This is a genomic window from Pseudomonas sp. Z2-11, from assembly GCF_054161305.1.
In genome coordinates this window covers 4840237-4856122 of the sequence record NZ_CP096395.1, presented here as the reverse complement: position 1 = coordinate 4856122, position 15886 = coordinate 4840237, and the positions used below count along the sequence as shown (strand labels likewise).

Annotated in this window: 22 protein-coding genes; 14 read left to right on the top strand and 8 right to left on the bottom strand. The window is 59.3% G+C overall.

Features of this window, described 5'->3' with window-relative positions:
* Positions 1–25: 25 nt before the first annotated feature.
* The 9 genes from M1E16_RS21500 (at position 26) to recX (ending at position 6431) form a co-directional block, all read left to right on the top strand.
* Positions 26–1120 (top strand): phage tail protein, encoded by a 1095-nt coding sequence (locus M1E16_RS21500; RefSeq protein ID WP_458128328.1) that lies wholly within the window; start codon positions 26–28, stop codon positions 1118–1120.
* 7 nt (positions 1121–1127) lie between these two features.
* Entirely contained in the window at positions 1128–1688 is a 561-nt protein-coding gene (locus M1E16_RS21495; RefSeq protein ID WP_458128327.1) for a tail fiber assembly protein, read from the top strand.
* Positions 1689–1796: 108 nt separating this feature from the next.
* Positions 1797–2693, top strand: a complete 897-nt coding sequence (locus M1E16_RS21490) for a gp53-like domain-containing protein (protein ID WP_458128326.1) — start codon at positions 1797–1799, stop codon at positions 2691–2693.
* A gap of 1 nt (position 2694) precedes the next feature.
* Positions 2695–3141, top strand: a complete 447-nt coding sequence (locus tag M1E16_RS21485; protein WP_458128325.1) for a hypothetical protein — start codon at positions 2695–2697, stop codon at positions 3139–3141.
* 24 nt (positions 3142–3165) lie between these two features.
* Positions 3166–3729 carry a glycoside hydrolase family 19 protein gene (locus M1E16_RS21480; RefSeq protein WP_458128324.1) on the top strand — a complete coding sequence of 188 codons (564 nt, stop codon included), beginning with the start codon at positions 3166–3168 and terminating at the stop codon, positions 3727–3729.
* Positions 3711–4247, top strand: coding sequence for a lysis system i-spanin subunit Rz (locus tag M1E16_RS21475; RefSeq protein ID WP_458128323.1), 537 nt, complete (start codon positions 3711–3713; stop codon positions 4245–4247). Before M1E16_RS21480 ends, M1E16_RS21475 begins: the two co-directional genes overlap by 19 nt.
* Before the next feature lie 71 nt (positions 4248–4318).
* Complete coding sequence (locus M1E16_RS21470) at positions 4319–4819, top strand: CinA family protein (RefSeq protein ID WP_434672705.1); 501 nt, start codon at positions 4319–4321, stop codon at positions 4817–4819.
* A gap of 83 nt (positions 4820–4902) precedes the next feature.
* Positions 4903–5955, top strand: a complete 1053-nt coding sequence (recA, locus tag M1E16_RS21465) for a recombinase RecA (RefSeq protein ID WP_079303629.1) — start codon at positions 4903–4905, stop codon at positions 5953–5955.
* An 8-nt stretch (positions 5956–5963) separates the two neighbouring features.
* Positions 5964–6431 carry a recombination regulator RecX gene (recX, locus tag M1E16_RS21460; protein ID WP_458128322.1) on the top strand — a complete coding sequence of 156 codons (468 nt, stop codon included), beginning with the start codon at positions 5964–5966 and terminating at the stop codon, positions 6429–6431.
* 44 nt (positions 6432–6475) lie between these two features.
* Here recX and M1E16_RS21455 read toward each other — a convergent pair whose 3' ends face one another.
* On the bottom strand, positions 6476–7594 hold the full coding sequence (locus M1E16_RS21455) for an LOG family protein (RefSeq protein WP_434696970.1): 1119 nt from the start codon (positions 7592–7594) through the stop codon (positions 6476–6478).
* A gap of 98 nt (positions 7595–7692) precedes the next feature.
* Entirely contained in the window at positions 7693–7878 is a 186-nt protein-coding gene (locus M1E16_RS21450) for a hypothetical protein (RefSeq protein WP_434601687.1), read from the bottom strand.
* Between the two features lie 291 nt (positions 7879–8169).
* On the opposite strand from M1E16_RS21450, the gene M1E16_RS21445 reads away from it, so the two are divergent.
* The gene (locus tag M1E16_RS21445; RefSeq protein WP_305499163.1) at positions 8170–8364 is read left to right on the top strand and encodes a hypothetical protein; all 195 of its coding nucleotides are present in this window, start codon (positions 8170–8172) and stop codon (positions 8362–8364) included.
* On the opposite strand, the gene M1E16_RS21440 is transcribed toward M1E16_RS21445, so the two are convergent.
* Positions 8365–8787, bottom strand: coding sequence for a quorum-sensing-regulated virulence factor family protein (locus M1E16_RS21440; protein WP_305499165.1), 423 nt, complete (start codon positions 8785–8787; stop codon positions 8365–8367). It abuts the gene before it with no gap.
* 183 nt (positions 8788–8970) lie between these two features.
* Between M1E16_RS21440 and M1E16_RS21435 the strand changes: the two genes are divergently transcribed.
* The 3 genes from M1E16_RS21435 (at position 8971) to M1E16_RS21425 (ending at position 11017) form a co-directional block, all read left to right on the top strand.
* Positions 8971–9717: a tRNA-uridine aminocarboxypropyltransferase gene (locus tag M1E16_RS21435; RefSeq protein ID WP_458128321.1), complete on the top strand. Its 747-nt coding sequence runs from the start codon at positions 8971–8973 to the stop codon at positions 9715–9717.
* Between the two features lie 213 nt (positions 9718–9930).
* Entirely contained in the window at positions 9931–10584 is a 654-nt protein-coding gene (gene erdR / locus M1E16_RS21430) for a response regulator transcription factor ErdR (RefSeq protein ID WP_458128320.1), read from the top strand.
* A gap of 70 nt (positions 10585–10654) precedes the next feature.
* On the top strand, positions 10655–11017 hold the full coding sequence (locus M1E16_RS21425; RefSeq protein WP_305499171.1) for a diacylglycerol kinase: 363 nt from the start codon (positions 10655–10657) through the stop codon (positions 11015–11017).
* Between the two features lie 3 nt (positions 11018–11020).
* On the opposite strand, the gene M1E16_RS21420 is transcribed toward M1E16_RS21425, so the two are convergent.
* Positions 11021–11947: a LysR family transcriptional regulator gene (locus tag M1E16_RS21420; RefSeq protein WP_434628799.1), complete on the bottom strand. Its 927-nt coding sequence runs from the start codon at positions 11945–11947 to the stop codon at positions 11021–11023.
* Between the two features lie 122 nt (positions 11948–12069).
* On the opposite strand from M1E16_RS21420, the gene fpr reads away from it, so the two are divergent.
* Positions 12070–12849, top strand: coding sequence for a ferredoxin-NADP reductase (gene fpr, locus M1E16_RS21415; RefSeq protein ID WP_003198368.1), 780 nt, complete (start codon positions 12070–12072; stop codon positions 12847–12849).
* Positions 12850–13036: 187 nt separating this feature from the next.
* Here the strand turns inward: fpr and tsaA are convergent, their stop codons facing one another.
* The 4 genes from tsaA to M1E16_RS21395 all read right to left on the bottom strand — a co-directional run bounded on the left by tsaA (position 13037) and on the right by M1E16_RS21395 (position 15724).
* The gene (tsaA, locus tag M1E16_RS21410; RefSeq protein WP_458128319.1) at positions 13037–13735 is read right to left on the bottom strand and encodes a tRNA (N6-threonylcarbamoyladenosine(37)-N6)-methyltransferase TrmO; all 699 of its coding nucleotides are present in this window, start codon (positions 13733–13735) and stop codon (positions 13037–13039) included.
* 196 nt (positions 13736–13931) lie between these two features.
* Positions 13932–14393: a YehS family protein gene (locus M1E16_RS21405; protein ID WP_305499176.1), complete on the bottom strand. Its 462-nt coding sequence runs from the start codon at positions 14391–14393 to the stop codon at positions 13932–13934.
* Positions 14394–14457: 64 nt separating this feature from the next.
* Positions 14458–15168: an rRNA pseudouridine synthase gene (locus M1E16_RS21400; RefSeq protein ID WP_434628803.1), complete on the bottom strand. Its 711-nt coding sequence runs from the start codon at positions 15166–15168 to the stop codon at positions 14458–14460.
* An 82-nt stretch (positions 15169–15250) separates the two neighbouring features.
* Complete coding sequence (locus M1E16_RS21395) at positions 15251–15724, bottom strand: GNAT family N-acetyltransferase (protein ID WP_434628805.1); 474 nt, start codon at positions 15722–15724, stop codon at positions 15251–15253.
* Positions 15725–15886: the final 162 nt, after the last annotated feature.

The following is a 15886-nucleotide window of genomic DNA, read 5'->3' as shown; positions in this document are numbered from 1 at the left end:
TTCCCATCTCATAGAGAGACAAAACATGGATTATCCAAAAAGTGTTCCCAGCGTCGGGCTGGTGGACGGTCGGTTCGTGGATGAAAATCCCGTCGAAGGCTCGCCGGGATCCTTGATTCCGGCTGTGTGGGGAAACAGCGTTACCCAGGAAATCCTCGGTGTGATTTCTGGCGCCGATATCGCGCCCTCCGAAGCGGACACCAATCAGCTTTTCAAAGCTATTCAGAAGATCATCGGTATCACCAACCCCATGCGTTCGGTAATCACGCGGTTGGCCCTGTCGAAAACGCTGACGGCAAATGAGCTTGGCCTTGTATTGATTGACGCCAACGCTGGCGCTACGACCATCGGGTTGCCTTCGTCCAACGCTGCGCTGGGTGTTCGAGATGTGGTTATTCGGCGCCTGGACAACAGTGGCAATCGTCTCGTGGTTCAGGCCGGTGGGGCTGATCGGATCAGGTTTCACACTCATCTTTCGGCCGCCGGTTATCCATTTTTCGTGCTGATGGGCAGTGGTGACTGGTGGCATCTACGTAGTGACGGTGCCGGCAGTTGGTGGCCCATGGGAAGGTTTGACAGCACAGCTTTGGGGCGGCCGTTTTTTGAAACGACTATCCAACTCAGCCCGGGTGGTTACGGTGCGCTAAACGGCACGGTGATGAAACGTGCTGAGTGGCCCTGGCTGTGGGATCACGCCCAACAGTCCGGAATGCTCGGCACCGAAGCCACTCGGGAAGGCAGTGAAGGCAAATGGAGTTCCGGTGATGGCGTTCTCACTTTTCGTGCGCCGGAAGGACGGGGAGAGTTCTTGCGAATCCTGGACGAAGGGCGCTCCGTGGATCCTGGTCGGGCAATGGGGACCTTTCAACCCGGTACTGTCCACTCCTATGCGTTGGGAGGCCAAGGGGCTGGTGCGGTTGGGTCAAGATGGTCCGATAGCCTTACCGGATTCGGTGCCAACACCCGTGAGGAAATCAAAATCATCGGAGACCTGGTGAACGGTGGTCCGATATTTCCTGCCGGGACCAGTTTCCAGGTAGATACGGGCAACACGCTGCTCCACTCATTCAGATCCCGCCCGCGCAACGTCGCCTATCCGGCGCGGATCAAACTCATCTGAGGTGTCTGTGTTTTATTATCTTTTCGATAAAGCCGGCGCATTGTCCGGACCCGTGGAGTTTCCCGTAACGCCAGGTATTGGCGTTCAGATCCCCAGTAATGCGGTGGCAATTTCCTTTGAGCTGCCCTCCCTGGAAGGAGGCCGCACATGGGCGCTGGTGAACAATGTGCCCCGAGAGGTTGTTGACCGTCGCGGGTTGGTCTACCGCAAGGAAGACGGCGGCCAGCAGATATGGAGCGAACTGGGAGAGTTACCGGAAGCGTTCACAACTGAGCCATGGCCAGGTAATTACCATGTCTGGAAAAACCACACCTGGGAGTTCGACGTTGACTTGCAGTTGAGCGACATCACTGGCCAGGTCCTGGCCCAACGGGATGCGCTTCTGCGCGACGCAGTGTTGCGTATAGCCCCGCTTCAGTACGCTGAAGACATCGGCGACGCCAGCGACCAGGAACAACTGGCTCTGATGGAGTGGAAGCTTTATAGCGTCGAGTTGAATCGCATCCAGCATCAAGCTGGTTTTCCAACCGCTATCACTTGGCCTGTCCTGCCCGAGCCTGCTCTTTAACCCGCCTCGGGCAGCCTCTCAGACTTTCCCAATCAATCGCGCCACCGCGTAATGCCGGTGAGGCTTTGTCTCGCCTGTTTTTTATCTTTGGCCCATCAGGAGTGAAATGTGGACTATCCAAAAAGTGTGCCCAGCGCAGGTCTATCGAACGGCAGGTTCGTGGACGAGGATCCTTTGGCGGGAACGCCGGGATCGTTGATTCCCGCCAGTTGGGGCAATGGGGTAACGCTGGAGTTGCTTAATGTTATTCAAGCTGCCGGGCAGACGCCGTCGGAACAATTGAACAATCAATTGGTAACGGCCTTGCGTGGCAGCGAATTGTTCACCACGGCGCCTCAATTTGATAACGACAGATCCGTGGCGACAACGGAGTTCGTAAGGCGCAGCGGGATTCAGTACTCCGGTTTTTTCGCGTACGCAGTCAGTACCGCGTTGACACCGGCCCATGTCGGCGGTGCCGTCAGCTTTTCCAGTGCCACCGCAATCGACGTCACGCTCCCCAACACCGTGGGAATCTTGCATGGGGCGACGCTCACGCTTATCAACGTAGGGACCGCGGTAAAGGTATCGACAGCCTCGCCTACCGATACTCTGGGACCTTCATCTTCAGCTCTTGGACCCATCGATCTGGGCCGTGGCGAAACGGCAGAGTTCGTCAAGCTGGACAATCAATGGCGGTTGATCGGCGGCACCGTTCTTTTGAAATACACCTCGTCGTTTTCAGGTCTGTTGGGGAGCGCCGGCTATCAGAAATACGCCAGTGGGATCATCGACCAATGGGGAGCCGGCACGACTGATGCTAACGGCGATGTGTTCGTCACTTTTCCTATTTCATTTCCAACCGCTTTTGCTTCTTTGGTAGCCAACCATGTAGGTGGGGACGGTGCAGTGGTCATCCTCGTTGGAGGCAGTGCCACTAAACAAGGCTGTCGCTTGAGAGTTCGCAACATGACAGGACAATCAATAGCCGGGTGGACCGTGTACTATTTTGCAAAGGGCTATTGAAATGAACGAGTTCACCTTATTGTTCAGTCCGAGTACCTGCGGAGCCTACGTCCCAGGTATCAACACTTCGGATATTCCCGAAGATGTCATAGAAATCCCACGGGCCTATTGGCTCTCATTGCTGCAGCAGCTCGCTGTTTCGCCAAAAAAACTGTCAGTCGATCCTGGCAACGGCTATCCCATTCTCGTAGATCCCCCTGCTCTGACATTGGCCCAGGCTTCGGAAAATGAATATGCGTGGCGCAACGCCCAGCTCACCGCAACCGACCGCCTCATAGCGCGCGATCGCGACGAGATGGACGATGGCAGCGGCACGACGCTGGACCAGGCGCAGTACACGCAGTTGCAGGCTTATCGCCGGGCCCTGAGGGAATGGCCACAGGACGAGTACTTTCCAGCCGCCGAACACCGTCCGGCCGCGCCGTCCTGGCTGCCCGGGCAGCTTTGATCATGTATGTGCGGTGACCCGAACATGGACCTTACGCAACAGCAACTTATCAAGATCATGCCCGACGCCCGCGCCCAAGCGGGCGTTTTTATTCCAGCGTTGAACACCGCAATGTCTCGTTACCGCATCGACACTCCCAAGCGCATCGCCGCATTTCTGGCCCAGGTCGGTCACGAATCGGGGCAGTTGCGTTATGTACGAGAGCTGGGCAGCGAGCACTACCTGAGCAAATACGACACCGGAACCCTGGCCGTTCGCCTGGGCAACTCGACCCAGCCCGACGGTGACGGTCAGAAGTATCGCGGCCGGGGTTTGATCCAGATTACCGGCCACGACAATTACCTTCGTTGCAGCCTGGGGTTGTTTGGTGACGAGCGCTTGCTGGCCTTGCCCGAACTGCTCGAACAACCGCAATGGGCGGCGCAATCCGCCGCCTGGTTCTGGGCGCAGAACGGCCTGAACGAGCTGGCTGATCGTGACCAGTTCAACAGCATTACCCGACGCATCAATGGCGGCTTGAATGGCTTACAGGATCGCTTGCAACTCTGGGCGCGGGCGAGGGAAGTGTTATGCCAGCCTTCAGCCTGATGCTGTTTTCCTGCCGGACGCTAGGTGTCGTTGTATTGGTGGCGCTGCTGATCGGTGGTCCGGCCATGTTGGCGTGGCGGCTCCAGGACTGGCGGTACGGCAGGCAACTGGCGCAACTGGCGCAGTCGCAGTCCGAGACGCTCAATCGAATGACCCAGGCCGCAGCGAAGCAGCAAAAGGCCGAGCAGGACAAACGCCTCGCCCTGGAACAACAACTCTCCGCCAGCGAACAAACCCACTACCGAGCCTTGAGCGATGCCCAACGTGACCAGGATCGCCTGCGCGATCGCCTTGCTACTGCCGATGTCCGGCTGTCAGTCCTCCTCGACGCCGACGATGTTGCCGCCGGTTGTGCAATGCCTGCCGCCACCGGCACCGGCGGCATGGATCATGGCGCCCCACGCGCCCGACTTGACCCGGCGCATGCTCAACGAATTATCGCCATCACCGACGAGGGCGACCGTGGACTGATCGCCTTGCAGGCCTGCCAGGCCTATGTCAGAGCGTTGGGCCGGTAATCTGCCGGACCTTGCAAGCTGCGGCTGCTGGTGTACGGTAGGCGCCAACCGCGTCGAATCAGGAGAGCAGCATGGATGACATTACCGGACTGGCCGCCGAACTGGGCAGGCGCTTGCAGGTGCTCAATGCCCATGTCACTACCGCCGAATCCTGTACCGGTGGCGGGATTGCCGAGGCGATCACGCGGATTCCGGGGAGTTCGGCCTGGTTCGAAGCCGGTTACGTCACCTATTCCAATCGCCAGAAAACCCAGCAGTTGGGTGTGCCTCCCGAATTGTTCGATAAAGTCGGCGCGGTCAGTCGCGAGGTGGTGGAGGCGATGGCGCGGGGCGCCCAGCAGAAAAGCCTGGCGCGCTTCGCCGTGGCGGTCAGCGGCGTGGCCGGGCCGGACGGAGGCTCGCCGAGCAAGCCGGTGGGCACCGTATGGCTCGCCTGGGGTGTTGGCGAGGCGGTGTTCAGCGAGCGGCGCTTCTTTCCAGGCAATCGCGACGAGGTCCGCCGACAAACGGTGAAGGCCGCGCTAGACGGGCTGTTACAACATGCCGCCACAGAAATCTCAAATCAGGGGTAGGCGATCCTGAATCGCTGTGGAATAATACTGGCTACTTATACAGGTGTTGGCCGTCAGGCCTTATTGATTACGTGAGGACTTTAATGGACGACAACAAGAAGAAAGCCTTGGCTGCGGCCTTGGGTCAGATCGAACGTCAATTCGGCAAGGGTGCCGTAATGCGTATGGGCGATCAGGACCGCCAGGCTATTCCTTCCATCTCTACCGGCTCCCTGGGCCTGGACATCGCGCTTGGCATCGGCGGCTTGCCAAAAGGTCGTATTGTTGAAATCTACGGTCCTGAATCCTCCGGTAAAACCACGCTGACCCTGTCCGTGATCGCCCAGGCTCAAAAAGCCGGTGCGACCTGCGCCTTCGTCGACGCCGAACACGCCCTGGACCCGGAATACGCCGGCAAGCTGGGCGTCAACGTCGATGACCTGCTGGTTTCCCAGCCGGACACTGGCGAACAGGCCCTGGAAATCACCGACATGCTGGTGCGCTCCAACGCGGTTGACGTGATCATCGTCGACTCCGTAGCGGCACTGGTACCCAAAGCGGAAATCGAAGGTGAAATGGGCGACATGCACGTGGGCCTCCAGGCTCGCCTGATGTCCCAGGCCCTGCGCAAGATCACCGGTAACATCAAGAACGCCAATTGCCTGGTGATTTTCATCAACCAGATCCGCATGAAAATCGGCGTGATGTTCGGCAGCCCTGAAACCACCACCGGTGGTAACGCGTTGAAGTTCTACGCCTCGGTTCGCCTGGACATCCGTCGTACGGGTGCGGTGAAAGAAGGTGATGAAGTTGTCGGCAGTGAAACCCGCGTCAAGGTCGTGAAAAACAAGGTGGCATCGCCGTTCCGTCAGGCCGAATTCCAGATCCTGTACGGCAAGGGCATCTACCTCAACGGTGAAATGATCGACCTGGGTGTGTTGCACGGTTTTGTCGAAAAATCTGGCGCCTGGTATGCCTACAACGGTACCAAGATCGGTCAGGGCAAGGCCAACTCGGCCAAGTTCCTGGCGGACAACCCGGAAGTCGCGGCAGCTCTCGAGAAGCAACTGCGCGACAAACTGTTGAGCCCGGTTGCAGACGTCAAGGCCGTGGCCAACCGCGAGACTGCAGACGATCTGGCTGACGCTGACATCTGATCGATCCGATGACCGCCGTACTCGATACCCTCGTCGCAGTGCGGCGAACCGCGATGGACCTGCTCGCAAGACGCGAGCACGGTCGAGTCGAGCTGACGCGTAAACTGCGCCAGCGCGGCGCCTCCGATGAATTGATCGACACAGCCCTGGACCGCTTGACGGAAGAGGGGCTGTTGTCGGAATCGCGCTACCTTGAAAGCTTTATCTCCTATCGCGCCCGCTCTGGTTATGGCCCGATGCGTATTCGCGAAGAACTTGGCCAGCGTGGCTTGCAACGACCGGATATCGAACTTGCCTTGCGTGAAAGCGGTATCGATTGGCAGGAACAGTTAATCGATACCTGGCGTCGCAAGTTCTCAGGGCATCTGCCCATTGATGCGAAGGAGCGGGCCAGGCAAGGGCGTTTCCTGGCGTATCGAGGATACTCCATGGAAATGATCAATCGGCTGTTCAGCGGTCGTAGCATGGATGACTAGATAAAACGGCCCGCTATTTCGATAGCGGGCCGTTTTTTTTGGGCTCAAGTCACCTCGATTGGTTCCCAGGTCAACGGGTGGGGCTGGGCGGCAGGCTGGGCCCAGTTTTCCGGTAGGTTGATATAGTCAACCAGTTCTCTAAGTCGACCATGATCGCGGGCGTTGAAGGTGAATGCCAGGCGCGTCAGGTGGCTGAAAGGCGCCTCCTCCGGCTCCTCGCCGCTGTAGGCATGCTGATGGAAGCAGTCGTTCAGGCATAGATCGGCAAATTGGACCTGCATCTGCTGCATCGCCTGTTCGGTGAGCGCATGATTGATGCGGATCACGAACTGATGCTTGAGCCAGCGGCTGGAGTGGAAGTTGCGATAGAACTGATTGATTTCTTCCACCGCATCCTCGGCGGTGTACACCAGGCGCATCAACTTCATGTCGGTAGGCAGGATGTAGCGGTTTTCTCCCAATTGTTCATGGATGAAATCCAGGGCGCTCTGCCAGAATTTACCTCCCGGCACATCCAGCAGCACTATCGGTACCAATGGGCTCTTGCCCGTCTGCACCAGCGTCAAGACTTCCAATGCTTCATCAAGGGTGCCGAAACCACCTGGGCAGAGCACTAACGCGTCTGCTTCCTTGACGAAGAACAGCTTGCGGGTGAAGAAGAAATGGAACGGGAGGAGGTTCTGCGTGCCTTCGACGGTCGGGTTCGCATGTTGTTCGAAGGGTAGGGTGATGTTGAAACCCAGGCTGTGCTCGCGGCCTGCGCCTTCATGGGCGGCGGCCATGATGCCTCCGCCTGCGCCGGTGATGACCATCATGTCCGACCGGGCCAGCGCCGCCCCCAGTTCTCGCGCCAAGCCATACAGCGGATGTTCGATGGGCGTTCGGGCCGAGCCAAAGACCGTGACTTTGCGACGGCCCTTGAATTGTTCGAGGGTGCGGAAGGCATGTTCCAGTTCGCGCAGGGCCTGCAGCGTGATTTTGGCGTTCCAGCGGTTGTGATCTTCCTGGGCCATGCGCAGCACGGTCAGGATCATGTCGCGGTAAATGGGAAGATTGGGACTGTTGGGTGATACCAGGTTGAGTTGCTCTTCGACCTTGCGGGTGAGGTCGTGGCCATGGTTCTCAAAATGCCGACTGAGCAGGTCATTCGGTTTGTAAGGCATTCAGCTTCTCCTTCTGAACAGAACCTGGCCCGAACGAGAGATTCGTCAGGGCCACGGCACTTCCTGTGCCGTCGTCAGCCCGGCGTATGCCCGGGCATTCAACCTGGCTCGACGCAAATTGCAGCAAGGCGATCAAGCCAGCCAACGGATTCTGCTGTTTCCCTTGGATGAAAAAAATCAAGCGTCAGGGTATTGGCAAGGGCAGCCTCGTTCTGCCCGGTAACAGGCGATATTTTGAATCTAGCCTCTTGTTGATCATGGCGCTCGCAGATGACGGTTTGCAACCGTCACCTGGCCTTGTTGGAACCCGTCATCGCGAGCAGGCTCGCTCCCACAATTGATCTCCAGTGAACATCAGGTGTGCGTTCGGCAAAATTCCTGTGGGAGCGAGCCTGCTCGCGAAGGCGTCCGGCGCTCCAGCTCTGATAGTGGGTAATGCGCCGCTCGTCAGTTCACCGACTGGCTACGTCCCGCTCTGATTTACTCATAACAAGCGTGCTGACGTTATTCGACGTCCAGGGTTGGGCGTCCACGCCGGGGAGTTAAGCATTTTCGGGGGCAGGGAGGCGGGAGAAATGACCAGGGTAACTCTGGAACTCGACAAGCAGTTGTACCTGATGCTGTTGGAAGCGGCTCAGGCCAATCAGGTGAGCCTTGAAGAGGAGTGCTGCCGTCGGCTGGAGGGCAGGGAATGGCGCTCGCGCTATTTGCAGGCGCTGGTGGCGGAACTGCGCGCCGACGATGAGCAGCGGCGCGCCAGCTCGGGTTGATTATTTCTTGGTCTTGGCCGGTTTCGGGCAGTCCGATTCCTGGAAGCGTTCGGTGGCGACCGGACGATTGGTCTTAACTTCGGTGAATTCGTAACGCATGGTTGCGCCCTTGGCCATCAGCTTGCGAAAGCCTGGGTTGGTGCACACCGTGGAGCCCAGCTGGAAGTAGACCGCCTTGGGGTCGGCGCGCATTTTCTGGGCGTGGCTGCTTTGCACGCTGAGATGGTTGATCAGCTCGGTGCCTTCGACGGTATAACCCTGGTCGAGAATGTCTTCGTTGATGGCGCGCGGAGTGCCGACGCTGCTTTGCGTGGCCACGTTCTGCAGCATCTTGTTCAGTTCGAGTTCTTTCAGCGACGCGGCCTGAGCGCTGATGGACGTCGCCAGCAGAACGGCAACGGTTGGGACGATAAGGCGCAGCATGAAACTCTCCTGGTTCAGTGACAGGGGGTTCGACCGGTCACGTGACTGTGCGTTCAGTGGCGGCGATTATAGGGGAGCCCGGGTAGACGGTACAGGCTTGCGCGCTCTGGTAGACTGCCGGGCTCTGTTGTCCTGCCGAGTGTTGTTCGTGTCGAGTTCTCTTGTCCGTGGGCGTCGCCCGCTATGACCCATGCCCCCAACGCCGTAGCCCGCCTGCGCGACCAGCGCGTCGACGATGGCATCAAGCCGCTCCAGGCCCGTGGCTGGCGCGCGCCTCGTTGCAGCGCGTGTCGGGTGATCGAAAGCCATTGCTTGTGTGCCTGGCGCCCGAGCGTCGAGACCCGTTCCGGGGTCTGCCTGATCATGACCAACAAAGAAGTCTTCAAGCCGAGCAATACCGGTTGGCTGATCGCCGATGTGGTGCGCGACAACCATGCCTTCATCTGGTCGCGTACCGAGGTCGACGGGCAATTGCTGGCTTTGCTGAACGACCCGCAATGGCAGCCTTATCTGGTGTTTCCAGGCGAGTATGTCGAACCGTCCCGTGTCACCCACACGGTGGCGCTCGATCAGGGCAAGCGTCCGTTGTTCATTCTGCTGGACGCGACCTGGACGGAAGCGCGCAAGATGTTTCGAAAAAGCCCGTATTTCGACCGATTGCCCATTCTGAGCCTGTTGCCCGACAAGTTGTCTCGTTATCGCTTGCGTCGCTCGACCCGCAGCGAACACCTGTGTACCGCCGAAGTGGCGGCGCTGTGCCTGGAACTGGCGGGGGACAGCGACGCGGCGTCGGCCCTGGACGCCTATTTCGATGTGTTCAGCCAGCATTACCTCGGCGCCAAGCGCCAGCAGGAGGTGAACGAGTCCACGTCGGCCCATGCCGAGCTGCAGCCCTTCGTTCACGCGGCTCCTGCGCTGTTGGCCGAGTAGTGGCCCATACTGGATAAGGCCGTGACCGTGCTGCTTGACCACCCCGGCTTCGCTGGGCATGCTTGGCGCCGACCAGGGTGCGGCTGGAGTTTGAAACGCTGTGATTGGCGTTGAACGTGCCCCCTGTTGATACCGCTGCGTGGCGGTGTCTTGAGTTGTTCGGCGAGGCGCGAATGCATCGGGCCTGCCACTAAAAACAGGATCATTGGAAAAATGGCCACATACGAAATCCTGATTGCCGATGACCACCCGCTCTTTCGCAGCGCGTTGCATCAGGCAGTGACCCTGGGCCTTGGCCCGGCTGTCCGATTGACGGAGGTGGCCAGCATCGCGGAACTGGAAAGCCGATTGGCTGAAAAGGCCGACTGGGACTTGGTGCTGCTGGATCTGAACATGCCCGGTGCGTATGGGTTTTCTGGCCTGGTGCTGTTGCGTGGGCAATACCCGCAGATTCCGGTGGTGATGGTCTCGGCCCAGGAAGAGGCCTCGGTGATGGTCAAGGCCCGCGAGTTCGGCGCCAGCGGGTTCATCCCCAAGTCCAGTTCACTGGAAATGATCCAGAGGGCTGTGAAGGCCGTCCTCGATGGCGATGTGTCCTGGCCGCCCCAGGCGTTCGAGGCGGTGAGTGTTTCCGCGGAAGCCAAGGCCGCCAGCGAAGGGCTGGCCAGCCTCACGCCGCAGCAATTCCGGGTGCTGACCATGGTCTGCGAAGGCCTGCTGAACAAGCAGATTGCCTATGAGCTGAACGTGTCCGAGGCGACTATCAAGGCCCACGTTACGGCGATCTTTCGTAAACTCAACGTGCGCACCCGAACGCAGGCGGCCTTGTTGCTGCAACAACTCGAGTCAATTTCGCCGCAGTCGTAGTGTCTGAATTCACGCTTTTTTGACTGCGGTTCCATTAGCTTCTCCATTCCTTTCGATCAGTGCCTACCTTATGTCACCTTTTAAAGGCCAAACCGGCCTGAAACGCATCCTCAATGCCTCCGGCTATTCCCTGGACGGCCTGCGTGCGGCGTTCGTTGGCGAAGCCGCTTTCCGTCAACTGGTGCTGCTCAATGTCATCCTGATTCCGCTGTCGTTCTTCCTTAACGTCAGCCGCGTCGAGCAGGCCTTGCTGATCGCGGTGTGCCTGCTGGCCCTGATCGTGGAGTTGCTGAACTCCGCGGTGGAAGCGGCCATCGACCGCATTTCCCTGGAGCTGCACCCACTGTCGAAAAATGCCAAGGACATGGGCAGCGCCGCCCAGTTGGTCGCCCTGACGATGATCGCGTTGGTTTGGGGCCTGATACTGCTCTGAGTTTCAGGCGATGGCGGGCAGGACGATCTCGTCGCTACGCTGCACCCCAGCGGTGAACGCCCGGCACAGATCAAGAAACTCACGCATGGCCGATGTCTGGTATTTCTGTTTGTGCCAGATGAAATAAAATTGCCGCGACAGATCCATGTCCGGGGTTTCCACGGCCACCAGGCTGCCGCGGCGAAAAGCGTCACGCAGGGCCAGGCGCGAGATACAGCCTATCCCCAGGCCGGACTCCACGGCGCGCTTGATCGCTTCGGTGTGTTCCAGCTCCAGGCGGATATTCAACGCGCTACGGTGGTGACGCATGGCCTGGTCGAAGGTCAGGCGGGTGCCGGAGCCCTGTTCCCGCAGGATCCAGGCTTCGCGGGTCAACTCCTCCATTGTCGCCTGGCCGCGTTTGGCCAATGGATGCTGGGGCGCGCAGAACACCACCAATTCATCCTCGACCCAGCTCTGCACCTCGATGTCCGGGTGGCTGCAGTCGCCTTCGATCAGACCCAGATCAATTTCATAGTGAGCAACCTGGTGCACGATATTGGCGGTGTTTTGCACATGCAGCTTCACTTGGCTTTCCGGATGGCGCTGCATGAAGCCGCCGATAAGCAGGGTCGCCAGGTAATTGCCAATAGTCAGGGTGGCGCCGACCGCCAGTGAACCGAAGCCGGACTTGCCGTTGAGCAGGTCTTCGATCTCCTTGGCCTGGTCCAGCAGCGCCACTGCCTGGGGCAGCAATTGCTTGCCGAGGGCGTTGAGGCTCAGGCGTTTGCCGGCGCGGTCGAAGAGCTGGCAGCTGGACTGGCGCTCCAATTCGGTGATGGAAGTGCTGGCGGCCGACTGCGACAGGTTGAGCAGGCCCGCGGCACGGGACACGCTTTCCTGCTGGGCGACGGCGACGAAGACTTGAAGTTGACGTAGAGTAAATCGCATATCGATATAACCGATAACCCTTATCTTAATAATCCATTTAACAGATATTGTCGCCGCGATTAGAATGCGATGCAATTGCGCAGATTATCGGCGCAGGCATCATTTCCAGGAGTCCCCCGTACATGAGCAACATGAACCACGAGCGTGTCCTCAGTGTTCATCACTGGAACGACACTCTGTTCAGCTTCAAGTGCACCCGCGATCCGGGCCTGCGCTTCGAGAACGGTCAGTTCGTGATGATCGGCCTGCAGCAGCCCAACGGCCGCCCGCTTATGCGCGCTTACTCGATTGCCAGCCCGAACTGGGAAGAGCATCTCGAATTTTTCAGCATCAAGGTTCCTGATGGTCCGCTGACTTCCCAGCTGCAGCACCTGAAGGAAGGTGACGAGATCATCATCAGCAAGAAGCCTACCGGCACGCTGGTGCTCGACGACCTCAAGCCTGGCAAGCATTTGTACCTGCTCAGCACGGGTACCGGCCTGGCACCGTTCATGAGTGTCATCCAGGATCCGGAAACCTACGAGCGTTTCGAGAAAGTGATCCTGTGCCACGGCGTGCGTTACGTCAATGAAGTCGCCTACCGCGAATTCATTACCGAGCATCTGCCACAGAACGAATTCTTCGGCGAAGCGCTCCGCGAAAAGCTGATCTACTACCCGACCGTGACCCGCGAGCCCTTCGAGAACGAAGGCCGCCTGACCGACCTGATGCGCAGCGGCAAGCTGTTCCGCGACATCGGCCTGCCACCGATCAACCCGCAGGACGACCGCGCCATGTTGTGCGGCAGCCCAAGCATGCTCGACGAGACCAGCGAAGTGCTCAACAGCTTCGGCCTGACCGTTTCGCCGCGTATGCGTGAGCCGGGTGATTACCTGATCGAGCGGGCGTTTGTAGAGAAATAAACCGCGGTTCATGCGGTGGCTGACCTACCGCCTTCGCGAGCAGGCTCGCTCCCACAAGGTTTTGTAACAACTCGACCAAATGTGGGAGCGAGCCTGCTCGCGAAGAAAGCAACTCGGTTCGGCAGTAGCCCACAAAAAAGCCCGCGCCGCCTGATCAAGGCCGCGCGGGCTTTTTCGTTTCCGGCGATTATTCCTGCGCCGGGATCACTTCCAGTACCCGGATCAACCCCGGCTGCGGATAATGCCAGCGCACATCAAGGTCCCAGAACTGCGCGCCGTATTCCCGTTCGGCTGCGGGGACCTGATATGCCGGACGTGGATCCTGGGCCAGGCATTGTTCAATCAACTCCACCAACGGCTCTTCGAGGCGCAGGGCATGCTCGCGGGCTTGAAGCAGGGCTGAGTCCGCCCATTGCACCGGAATCAATGCAGGCGCTGCGCTGGCGATGCTGTTCGTCGCCGAGCCGATGATGTCGGCGTAGGGCACGTAGGGCTTGATGTCCAGCACTGGCGTCGCGTCCAGCAGATCGATGCCCGAAATCCACAGCCGACCCGCTTCGACCCGTTCCAGCTTCACCACTGACTGACCGATGCCGTTGGGGCGATGGGTGGCGCGGGTGGCGAATACGCCCAGGGACTTGTTGCCGCCCAGTCGGGGCGGACGCACCTTCAATCGTGGTTTTTCCTCCAGGGCCTGGTGGAACAGGAACAACAGCCAGACATGACTGACCTGCTCCAGGCCCTGCACCGCTTCGCCCTGGTCGAACGGCGCCACCAGCTCCAGCACGCCACGCGCGGCCGGGGCCAGGTGTGGCTGGCGCGGAATGGCGAACTTCTCCTTGAAGCAGGAGCGGACGAAGCCGATGGGGGAGACGTTGTAGGTCATGGGTTGGAATCGGAGTGAGGTTGAAAAGACATCATAACGCGAAGGGCCAGGTTGGCTCTGTTCTCTGTGGCGAGGGAGCTTGCTCCCGCTGGGCTGCGAAGCAGCCCCCTGGTTTTGTCTGACACACTGCGAGGGGACGCTGCGCGTCCAGCGGGAGCAAGCTCCCTCGCCACAAAGGCCCAGGAGGTCTGGAAAGTCAGCCGCGTACGCGCAGCGTCAGGCCCTTGAGGAAATTGCGCAGCAACTGGTCGCCGCATGGGCGATAGTTGGTGTGGCCGAATTTGCGGAACAGCGCGCTCAACTCCGGCTTTGACACCGGGAATTCGGCGGCCTTGAGAATGGCGTGCATGTCGTCTTCCTTCAGCTCGAACGCCACGCGCAGTTTCTTCAGGATGATGTTGTTGGTCACCGGCACTTCGATCGGCTGCGGCGGACGGCTTTCGTCCTTGCCGCGCTTGAAGATCACCAGGCCATCGAGAAAATGCGCCATGACCAGGTCCGGGCAGAACACAAAGCCTTCTTCCTCGTCTTTCTTGAGGTAGCCAGTCAGGTCTTCCAGGGAAACATCCAGGCCGCCCAGCTTGATGATCTCGATGACTTTCTTGTCGCTGATGTCGAGCATGTAGCGCACGCTGCGCAGTACGTCGTTGTGAATCATGTGTGCAGTCCTGATCAATCGGCAGTGGGCGCCCCAGCTCGGTGCGGCGCCAGTAAAGTCGTGTCTAGAATTTTTCTTTGGCGGACAGATAGCGCCATTGGCCCAACGGCACCTTGCCGATGGACACGCCGCCGATGCGAATGCGGCGGATAGCGACGACCTTGAGGCCGACCGCCTGGCAAAACAGTGCAATGGCGCCTGGTTGCGGATTCTTCATGGCGAAGCGCAGGCGGTTTTCGTTCTGCCAGCTGGCCTTGACCGCAGGCAATTCCTTGCCTTTGTAGGTCAGGCCGTGGTTCAGGCGATTAAGACCGTGGGCGACCATTTCCCCCTCGACTTCGACCACGTATTCCTGCTCGATCTTGGCCGCGTCGGCGGTGAGCTTGCGCAGGATCTTCCAGTCCTGGGTGAACACCAGCAGGCCGCTGGCATTGGCCTGCAAGTCGGCGCTGGCGGTCAGGCGCAGGAAGTGGCCCTTGAGCGGGCGCTTGCCGAAGCGATGTTCGTCGCTCAGGGTCTCCGGTCCGAGGGTTGCCATGGCGGTGTCGACGTCCATGCCCGCCGGGACGTTGAGCAGGATCGTCACCGGCTCCGGCGCAGTGGCCTTGGCTTGCGGGTCGAGTTCGACCTTCTGGCCGGTGACCTTGAACTGCGGCTCGTCGATCACTTCGCCGTCCACGGTGACCCAGCCGCCCTCGATGAACAGCTCAGCCTCCCGACGGGAGCAGCCGACGAGTTCGATGAGGCGTTTGGAGAGACGAATCGGGTCAGTCATGACGGGGCCGTAACAAAAAGAGGGTGGGCATTGTACCTGTCTGGCGCCGGTTAATCGCGGGTCCATTTGCCTCAGGCAGCTTTTAGCCGCGTCCGGCCTTCAGGTCGGCTTGTTTGTAGCGCATGTGCAGCAACGGGTACGGCTGGTTCATGCCATCCCGTGCGGAACGCCCGACCACTTCAAAGCCTTGCTTGAGATAAAAGCCCAGGGCTTGCGGGTTCTGTTCGTTGACGTCCAGCTCGTTGGCGTTCAGGTGCTCCATGGCATAGCGCAGCAGTTGTTTGCCCAGGCCTTGGCCACGGTGTTGGGGGTCGATGAAGAGCATTTCGATCTTGCCGGCCGCCACACCGGCAAACCCGGTGATGCGTTGACGGTGGTCGCGAGTACAGATCAGCATCACCGCGTCCAGGTAACGGGTGAGTACCAGGTTCTTCAGCAGCTCGATGTAGCTGTCCGGCAGGAAGTCATGGGTAGCGCGTACCGACGCTTCCCAGACCCGGGTCAATTCCTCGTAATCGCTCGGTTTCGGTGTGTGGATGACCGAATGCTGACGCATGTCCGCCTGTTCCTTATGGTGGAAATGTTATGTCTGCATACGATAGCCGTAAAAAAGCCCCGCATCTTGTTACAGAGCAGGGCTTCATGATTTTTAAGTCCAGGGCAGCCGGAAAAATATGCACATTCCCGTGGCGAGGGAGCTTGCTCCCGCTGGGCCGCG